The sequence below is a fragment of the Synergistaceae bacterium genome (assembly GCA_031267575.1).
In the GTDB taxonomy this organism is placed as follows: domain Bacteria; phylum Synergistota; class Synergistia; order Synergistales; family Aminobacteriaceae; genus JAIRYN01.
Genome location: JAIRYN010000057.1, coordinates 1 through 9,553, shown reverse-complemented (window position 1 = coordinate 9,553; position 9,553 = coordinate 1). Strand labels below are relative to the sequence as shown.

Here is a 9,553-nt window from a genome sequence, read left to right as displayed (position 1 = left end):
CTCTGGTCCTCTGGTCCTCTGGTCCTCTGGTCCTCTGGTCCTCTGGTCCTCTGGTCCTCTGGTCCTCTGGTCCTCTGGTCCTCTGGTCCTCTGGTCCTCTGGTCCTCTGGTCCATTATTAAATTTTTGACATAGACGTATTTGTCAAGAGTTTTTTGCACAATTATCAAACTCCCTAGTTTGAATTTTAAGTATTATCCGTAGATAAAAATTTTACACGCAGTCTATCTATTTTGCAATCAGCTTTGCAATCAGCTTCAATCGTGCCACAGGGCAACAGCATTTACTCTCGAACTCTTGATATGACTGGATATGACTGGCCTTACATACTACGTAAAAATACCTACCTCATTGAAATGCTTGATGGAAATGCTTGATGGAAAGTAAATACTATTACCCTGATCGTGCAAAATCCGTGAGGGAATGTGAATAGTATCGAGTGAATAGTATCGAGTGAATAGTATCGACCAGTATTTGCTCGGAAGAAACTAAGCGATTTGTGCAGCTCCCTCATGTCGAAAAGGGAATGTTATACTTAAAGGTGGCGGTAGGAAAATAGCGCAGAAAACTATTGGGGGTCGATGTGAGTGTCCTGGAACGTCGCATTGCAGGTAGCAGGAGGCGTAGGGCTTTTTTTGTATGGCATCAAGCTGATGAGCGATTCGTTACAGTTCATAGCGGGAGATCGGATGCGCCATCTCATCGGAACATTGACCCGAACTCCATTGAGGGGTGTGTTTGTCGGAATCCTCGTTACCATCCTCATTCAGAGTAGCAGTGGAACCACCGTCATGACGGTGAGTTTTGTTAACGCAGGGTTAATGACATTAAACGAGGCTATAGGAATTATTCTGGGAGCCAACATCGGAACCACTGTCACGGCTCAAATCATTGCCTTCAAGATCAAAGATTTTTCTCTTCCTTTCATCGCTTTAGGTGTCATCCTAACAATGTTCGGCAAATCCAAAAAACAACGCTACGCAGGCAACGGAATGGTCGGGTTCGGACTCCTCTTCATGGGGATGCAGACGATGGAAAGCGCTACTGCTTTCTTCGCCACACGCCAGGACCTTTTTCTGACCTTGGGAACTTACCCGGCTTTGGGGGTCCTGGCCGGCACCATCGTCACCATGGTCGTTCAATCCAGCGCTGCTACCATCGGGTTGACTATGGCTATGGCCTCTGAAGGACTTTTAGGGCTGGACGCAGCCATACCCATCATTTTGGGGGATAATATCGGCACCACCATCACGGCCGTGCTGGCTACCATCGGAGCTAACCGCTCGGCCAAGCAGGCGGCGGCGGCCCATGTACTCTTCAACGTCGTTGGGGTCGTCATTTTCATGACTTTCCTCCCTCTTTATAAGCACGTCATTCTGCTTTCATCGTCTGAGATCGGGCGGCAATTGGCCAATGCTCATTCCATTTTCAATGTGATCAACACCATCCTTTTTTTGCCTTTCACGTCCATTTTTACCCGCCTGATACAGAAAATCATCCCGGCCAGTCATGTTCACGAGGAGACAGGCCCACTGTATTTGGACAAAAAGCTGATCGCGGCGTCTTCCACGGCGGCCGTGGAGGCCGTCAAGGATGAACTGATCCACATGGGATCCATCACGTTGAAAATGGCAGACGTGGTTCGCAAATGTTACGAGGAAAAGGACACAGAGCGCCTTCTGCAGGAGTTCGCCGAATACGAGAACGCGATCAACGTCATCAATCAGGCAATTTCGTCTTATGCGTCCGAAATATGGCAAAAGGGACTTTCCGGCGAGGTTTCCACGGTCTTAGGGTGTTATGTCAACGCCGCGGGAGACTTGGAGCGGGTGGGAGACCATTTTGAAAACTTGACGGAGCTCAGCGAAAGCCGATTGGAGGACGGCCGACATTTTTCGGAGCAGGCCGCCGAGGAGTTTTGGAGGATGTACGATACGGTGGAAGTGGCTCTGAATCATGCGTTGGACTCTCTCAAGTACGAAGACTCGAACAAAGCGGATCACGTTATCAAAGAACTGGAAAAGCAAATCGACGCCCAGGAGCAACAGTACCGCAAAAACCACATCGAGCGTTTGAACCGCGGCGAATGCGACCCCGAAAAAGGCGTTTCTTTCATTGACATGCTCAGCAACTTGGAACGCATCGGCGACCACAGCCACAACATCGCCTACTTCGCTCATGACATCATTGCTCTATCCCGGCAGTCGCGTGGAAACTAAAGAACTAGCGGATGCGCCACGACTGTCGGGAAAGGATTAGGGTTTCACTTTTTTAAAAACGTGACAAAGGCAGAACGCTTCATGAGCCGATCAAGTCTTATGGATGTTTTTTCCCTATAGGTGATCGCTTCCACCTCGATCGGCCGATTCACTCCATTGATGGAGATTTGCCCGTGGATGGATGTGTTGCTGGAGTCCATCTGTGGATTTGATGCGCCTTTACTCGACGCCAGAACGAAAACCGCCATTCGTTCGGCCGCGGCAAAGGCGCCCATTCGATTTCGAGAGGCCACGGTGACCTTCAGGGTATAGTCGAGCACAGCCAAGGTCGACAAAATCACCAAAAACAAAATCACCAACGCGCAAATTACCTCTATCAGCGAAAATCCCTTCTTTTCGCGTGGATGAAACGTCCTAAATACATGTTCGGATTTCATGTCTTATCTATCCACCTACCTTATTCATATCACTTATCTTATCCATACCTAATCTTATTCATCCTATTTTATTTATCCTATCTTATTTATCCTATTTTATTCATCCTATCTTATTCATCTTATCTTATTCATCTTATCTTATTCATCTAATTGAACGGACTTTGACCAATGGACCAGAAGTTTATTGGAAGCGTCTGGGTAGATGTCCAACGATACTCCCCATATCGCGTCATTGGAACTGTCTGAGTATTCGCCCCGAACGAAGAGAATGTAGGCGTCGGGTTTGTCAGGAATCACGCTGTAGGTAAATTTCATCTTGGGGATATCCAATCCCAGGCCGGAATGCACATTGAGTTCGCCCTTTCCCGTTGCGGTCGGATCGCCAGCCCACCAGACGCTCGCGTTTTCCACGATCTCGTCAGCTAGTGCCTGGGCCAAGCTCAGAGTTGCCTGTTCTAGAACGTTTCGGCGCTCGAAAAAAATGACGTGCGATACGTTCATCCTGGACAATGCAAGCATTCCCGCGGAAAATATCATAAAAAGCAACATCACGATAATCGCTATAGGCAACGCGCTTCCGCGCCGTGATCGCGAAAAAACACACTCTCTCATCACTCCGCCGGTCTTCGTCATTGCTTTTCTCTCCTATTCTCTATTGGATTTTACTGGGTTTCGTAAAGTTTAGGTATTTCCGTATCCAGCGTGGAGTCCGTGAATTGTTTGGGATCCAACCCCAGGATGGTGCGAACTTCCTTTGGTGTGAACCCTTCATCAAACCACATATCGTAAAACTTGAACTGATTGGGGTTGTTAAGGTTGGCGCCAATCATCGTTTTGCCACCGGGGCCCGACCAGAAGCGGAACCCCAAAGTACGGACGCGATCCTTTCTAAAAACGACATCGGGGGTTCCTGCTGGAGCCCGGCGATAGTAATTGATGGAGCCGGCGTTGAGGTTGGGCTGAACAAAGTCTCCCTTCAGGTCGATACGGCTAGGCTGATAGGACATCTGTAGGCCCTGCACCACCATCAGAAAACGCTTGTTGGGGTAGCTGAATCTTTTCCCAGCGACATCAGCGTAGCTGAGACCATTGAAGTCGTAAGTGGGACCACTTGCGCTGGTAAAGTCTTGAAGGAGGTAGTCCCATCCTCGCAGGGCATAGAGTCCATAAAGGGGAGTGCTGACACCGTAGTGTCTTTGTATGCTCAAGCGACCGTAGATTTTGTCGTCATAATATCCGTTATAGGCGTAAACATATGAAGGATTGTTGCCTTTCTCTCTCCTCTCGAACTTCACTTTCTGGCCGACAAAAGCATAATTTCCGTAGGTATCGCCGCGACGATCCCCCCATTGATAGTTGGAATGAACATCGTTTGTAAAACCCTTATTGTTGGTTCCGACTTCCCCATTGGCGCCGACGCTATTGTGACCGAATTGGCTGTGCTCGGGATTTTGCCACTCATTCTGAATTTTGGGGTGTTGCCCATGGTTGCCCCAGTCGCCTTGGACGCCGTATCCTTTCAGGTCGATGGCGATAGGCGGTGTCCAAACCGTGTCGTTTCCTAATGTCAGATCTGGATGCCGTGGTTTTTTCCCGATAAGGTCATCTTTCCAGGTGTAGGTTCCGCTCGCGTGGTTCGGATTTTCGAAGTCCCAGCCCACGAAATTATCCTTCCAGGACCGTATTCTCATGCCTCGACGCTGGAACGTCTTCCTGTCGCCTCCTTTGGGTTCTGGAGGTGACACGGTGTGCGCCATATTGTTTCCCATCTTTTTAAAGAGAGAGGGTGAGTCTCCCCTCCAATAGTCCCCTCTGAATTTGCCGAACCAAATGGGTTTGGAGTAGTAGTACTGCCGAGAGTCATTGATGTCGTTCGCGACGTTGTCGTCGATGTTTTTAACTTGTACCATTTCCAGCCGGACAAATAGGTCGCCCGCTTGGTGAATGATGTCTTTAGGGTCGTATGTCATATCCGTGGAGCCGTCGTGGTGTATTCTAGACCGCCAATCCTCCTCTACCTCCGACGCGAGGATATCCCGTGTGATCTCGAGAACGGTCAGTTTGACAAGATGCCGAGTTCTCCAGACAATTGGCACGCCTTTGCTCGCTCCGTCCTTTATCTCGCGCATGTCCCAACGGTATCCCTTTCGAGTATCATTTTTATAGGGGAAATCCATCGTGACTTTGGTCTCGGGGTCGTGGGTGCCGTTAACATCTGATTCTTTGTAGTAGAGCTGCCAGGTCTGCATGTGCTTGGGATTGTAGACGGACCGGCTGCTTCCCCCGTAGGTCATGCCATAAGGCCCGCCATAGTCGACATAATGGCTCAATCCGATTTTATCACGCCCTCGGGTGAAGGTACGCAGTACGGATTCCCGTGTGTAATAGGGTTCACTACCTCCTCCGTTTTCGGATGGAGGCATGAAGGGCAGACGATAGTATATTCTCTGCTCGGGGTTCAAAACGCCCACGTGTTTGTTAAGATCCTCCGACAGAACGGTGAGGTCCGCGGAATTTGAGGTAGTGAAAAAGTTCACAACCTGAGGGGCCTCGTTCGTGCGCGGTTTGCCGTGATAGGATTTCGATGCGTCGTAGGCGTAAAGGGGGTGCACTCCGAAGGTGACACCCACGTCGTGGTCGTAAACATTAAGGCGGTTCTCCTCGTTTGCGAGGAGACTGACCTGATTCAAGTTCGCTTCCTTATAATAGGCGTAACGCATGAGGTATCCTCCCGCTCCGGGATCCAACTGAAACATGTATCCTGAGGACAGGTATTCATTGACCTTATCGATCCCAACCTGAACAGTTTGAGGCGTCGTTCCGTTCAGGAGTACGCCGTATCCGCCATCCAGGGCTTTGCTTTTTGTGTAGGCCAACTGTCCCTCGAGGTAGAGAGTGTAGTTTGTCACTCCGTAAAGGTTGGGCTTTGACGAGTCTTTCGGTTTCAGGTGTTGAAAGTCCTCGTCCGTGAGCGTCAGCAGTATCTGCGGCCCTCTCCGCCTCGCGTTGTATCCCCCGTAAGCGGTAAAGGTCCACCGCCCGGTGCTCTGATCCAGCGCTGGAACGATTTTTCCAAAGTGTATGTGCTCGTTCAGCATCCCTCCCCCAAAGGTGCCCCTCTTATTGACGATGTCCATGACTCTTTCCCACAGGTTGCCGGACGATTGATCCTCGCCCAACGTGGCAAAGGCAGGAGCCATGTTCCACGTGCCGTCCTTGTCCTTATAATGGGCGATCGAGATCAATAGGGCGCCCTGGTAGTCGCCGGGTTGTCTCAACATCGTATTGATGATACCCCCCAGGTGGAGGTAAAACTCCGTACCGTAGGTATCCGCGTTTATTTGTTTCCCTCTGGAAACTTCCAAAACACGATATCCTTGCTCAAACGGCTTTTCTTTGATCTGCGAGGGGTCTTTCGTGGCTTTTTTATCCACAGTTCTGTCGTTTAGATGGTTTTTCAAGTAACTGTCCGCCTTCAAGACGCGCAACAGTTTTTCCTGTTTTTCCGTTTTTTCCAACCTATCGAAAAGGTCTCCGCTGAGTTCTGGGTATTTTGAAAAGAAGAGTTCGGTTTGGGCGACGATCCAGGTGAAAACGGGAGGTTCCATCGGGTCCAACCGATTATGGACCTCTCGCGACAGGTTCAGAGTCGCGTCGATTTTGGTCACGGGCGTGTAGTGTTTGACACGATCCCAGGTGTCGGGCTTTGTATAGTCGAAATGAACGGCATCGTCGTCCGTATTCAAACTTCCGAATAGGTCCACCTCGCTATTGTCCTTGACCAATATCGTTCGATAGCGAAGAATGGGTCCACCGGTAAAAGTAGCGTCGATGGAAACATTATCCTCGCCCATGACTCCCTCTAGGGTGTGAACGAGGCGAGCTCGGTTCAAAGCGACGTTTTTTTTGTTGTTTTCCGTTTCCACGTGAAAGAGCAGCACTCGTCCGCCTCCGTACTGATCAGGAGAAAATATATCCGCGTCAAACTTCAAATCCGTAACGAACTCTGAGCCCAGAATCGCTTCTTCTTTGCGCCCTTTGTCCCAGTAGAGATGATGGACCTTATCGGTCGCCCGCACGATATAATGCCAGTCCTCACTTAACAAATTATCCGTGATGACATGAGCAGGATTGGATATGATTTCCACCTGACTAGCGTAAGCGATCTCCTTGGGCATGAATTCGATGGTGGACAGCGCGCTACGCTGTGCCACAGTGTAGGCAGTGTTGGATCCCACCAGATTGAGGCCCTGTCCCATCAATAAAATGATCGCCCCTAAAACAAGAGTCGATACCATCGTCGCCACTAAAATTTCTATCAAAGTAAATCCTTGGAGGTTCTCCCGATACCCTTGCGTTTGATCTCTCTTATCTCTCATGCGCTTCTCTCCTAACTTTGAATTTCGCTGGCAGTACCCCGTAGCTCGTTCATTTTAAAAACTCGGCTTCGAATTGTCCCCAGCATAGTATCTGATATTGAAATTGTCTATACCATCAATTTAATATTATATATTAATTTTGAAATAAGTATTTCGAATTAAATAAGGATGATTTTAAAAATTAGTTTTGTATTTTTATGTGAATATATATTAATTTAAAAATTATAAAATTTTTATCGTAAATCTTTAATCGTTACGATTCGTTTTACCGACGGATACAAGTCGTCAATCATCGTGGCAATTTCGTTCAACGCGGTTGACTTGACCTGCGGAAAAGCGTAAAGCACAGTCTCAATTTGATTGTCCTCTATAACTTGCGGGAGTAAGAGCGGTTTGCCCGTAATTTCAAATACGCCCTTGCTGCGCTCCTCGTGAGGGTTGACGTTCACAAAAAACGTGTTCGGGTGCGCGACAAACTCCGGAGATATTCTGTTCAGCATTTCCGCGACTGTCAGAATTGTCGGCCAAACGGCGACTTTACCCGACACACATAAGTCCGTCAGTTTTTTCGCGACAACGCCGAAATCAAGGGCTTCAATGTCAACGTCGATTCCCGCGCCGTACAGCCACTGGAACAACTCGACGTTGACGACCATATCCCAGTATTCTTTGTCGGGCATTTTGCTAATGTTAATTTGCATACGATTGTCTTTGAGATACTTTACAGGGTCGGTTATTATTCCGCGCTCGATTGCGGTTTTGTACAAATGACTGCCGGGGAAGGTATATATCCAGAAAAGATAGATAGTCCAATTCTGATGCGCTTTCCACCAGTTGAGCGAATGAATAATCGTCTCGCGGGTCTCTTCCAAATCGCCGAAAATGAGGTTGCCGTATGCTTCAAGGCCCACGTCATACGCCGCCGTGAACGCCGTTTCTATTTGCTCGACCGTTATATTTTTGCGCATACTTTTGAGAATTGAATTGTCCGCGCTTTCAATGCCAAGCGACAGAGCGATACAACCCGAATCCTTTGCAGTTTGTAATATTTCCCGGTTCACCGTATCAACTCTTCCGGCACACGACCAAGGAATGCTGTATTTCTTAATTCGTTCACAAAATTCACCGATTACTTTACGGTTGGAAAAAAACAATTCATCATTCATAAAGAGCATTGCCGGCTTGTATTTGTTCACAATGTAATCAATCTCTTCAAATACATTGTCAAGCGAACGGCGACGGTATTTTTTGCCGCTTGAATGAAAACAAAACGTGCAGTTATACGGGCAGCTGCGGCTCGCCGCGAGAAGCGCGCTTTTTTCAACAATATTCGCCGCATGATACATTTTTTCACCCATTAGATACGCAAATTCAAAACCGTCATAGTCGGGAAACGGTAAACAATCCAAGTTTGCAATCTCCGCACGCGATTTTGTTATCATGCCGGATTTCGTCACGATACCCGCCACAGCCGCAACGTCTAAATCGTTTTCAAGCGCGTAAGCAAGTTCGTTGATCGTTATCTCGCCCTCGCCGATAACGCCGTAGTCGGCGGTCTCCAAGGCTTGCATCGCAATGATCGGGTCGGCGGTTATAATCCCCCCACCGACAATTGCGACAACATCGGCTTTGGCAGACTTCGCGCAATCCAACACGCTTTTCAGCGCGTCATAATTCCCGCTTAACCCGCCCGTCGCGACAACATCGATGTTGTTTTCAACAATAACGTGCCTCAGCAGTTCAAGCGGGTTTTCTTTATAGTTGAGGTTGAGCGTGAACACGCTCCGCCCGCTTACTTTGAGTGCGGACGATACCAAGGTTATACCGTGAGGAAATTGGTATAGCCTCGCTATGTTTTCAATATAACAGGGCATAACAAGCAAATAATTCAGCCGCTTGCCGCCGAGGTTGGGCAGCTTGATTATGTCAAGGAACTCCTGTGTGATATGCTCCGGCATATTTTCAGTCATAATGCCCCTGCGCCGTACAGGACAACAGCGTCGCGTCTCGCAATTACCTTTATTGTCGAAGTCAAACTAACCTTTCTCAATGCGATAAGTTCCTCATTATCTAGTATGAGTTGTTCGAACTCATGAAGCTCCCAGCTTACGTCTTCTTTTCGAGAGCAATCTATCAAACATGAAATCCGCTCCCCTGAGTTTGAATAATTACAATAAAAAAGCGACCTCGCTAAGACGTGTGAAACACGCCAAAACGAAGCCGCAATAGTTATTATATCAAAGAGACAAAGAGCTTTGAAGAATTTTAAGAATTTAAGAAGATAATGCTTGTTGCTTGTTGCTTGTTTATTATTATATCCGATTTTACGTGAAAAACAAGCGTTGAAATCATGACTTTCTCTCCCTAGATTAACTTGATCAAAACCTTGGCTCAAAATTTAGAATCCCAATTTTCTCCGCCGATATATCTCATGTTTTATACCACATTTTACATTGGAGAGCGAATAATAACACGGCGAGTAAAAGTTGTAAATGTCCAAGCTCAGGGAAGCATGAAGT

At 47.9% G+C, this 9,553-nt stretch carries 5 protein-coding genes; 1 reads left to right on the top strand and 4 read right to left on the bottom strand.

Features of this window, described 5'->3' with window-relative positions:
* Positions 1-586: 586 nt before the first annotated feature.
* Complete coding sequence (locus tag LBJ36_09780) at positions 587-2,218, top strand: Na/Pi cotransporter family protein (protein MDR1379322.1); 1,632 nt, start codon at positions 587-589, stop codon at positions 2,216-2,218.
* Between the two features lie 44 nt (positions 2,219-2,262).
* Here LBJ36_09780 and LBJ36_09775 read toward each other — a convergent pair whose 3' ends face one another.
* The 4 genes from LBJ36_09775 to LBJ36_09760 all read right to left on the bottom strand — a co-directional run bounded on the left by LBJ36_09775 (position 2,263) and on the right by LBJ36_09760 (position 9,004).
* Positions 2,263-2,655: a prepilin-type N-terminal cleavage/methylation domain-containing protein gene (locus LBJ36_09775; GenBank protein ID MDR1379321.1), complete on the bottom strand. Its 393-nt coding sequence runs from the start codon at positions 2,653-2,655 to the stop codon at positions 2,263-2,265.
* A gap of 138 nt (positions 2,656-2,793) precedes the next feature.
* Positions 2,794-3,288 carry a hypothetical protein gene (locus LBJ36_09770; protein ID MDR1379320.1) on the bottom strand — a complete coding sequence of 165 codons (495 nt, stop codon included), beginning with the start codon at positions 3,286-3,288 and terminating at the stop codon, positions 2,794-2,796.
* Positions 3,289-3,317: 29 nt separating this feature from the next.
* Positions 3,318-7,034, bottom strand: a complete 3,717-nt coding sequence (locus tag LBJ36_09765) for a prepilin-type N-terminal cleavage/methylation domain-containing protein (GenBank protein MDR1379319.1) — start codon at positions 7,032-7,034, stop codon at positions 3,318-3,320.
* Positions 7,035-7,267: 233 nt separating this feature from the next.
* Entirely contained in the window at positions 7,268-9,004 is a 1,737-nt protein-coding gene (locus LBJ36_09760) for a B12-binding domain-containing radical SAM protein (GenBank protein MDR1379318.1), read from the bottom strand.
* Between the last annotated feature and the right edge of the window lie 549 nt (positions 9,005-9,553).

Bases quoted from the DNA above. Each gene is read 5' to 3' on its own strand.
- LBJ36_09770 (MDR1379320.1), bottom strand. From the start codon at position 3,288: ATGACGAAGACCGGCGGAGTGATGAGAGAGTGTGTTTTTTCGCGATCA.
- LBJ36_09765 (MDR1379319.1), bottom strand. From the start codon at position 7,034: ATGAGAGATAAGAGAGATCAAACGCAAGGGTATCGGGAGAACCTCCAA.
- LBJ36_09760 (MDR1379318.1), bottom strand. From the start codon at position 9,004: ATGACTGAAAATATGCCGGAGCATATCACACAGGAGTTCCTTGACATA.
- LBJ36_09775 (MDR1379321.1), bottom strand. From the start codon at position 2,655: ATGAAATCCGAACATGTATTTAGGACGTTTCATCCACGCGAAAAGAAG.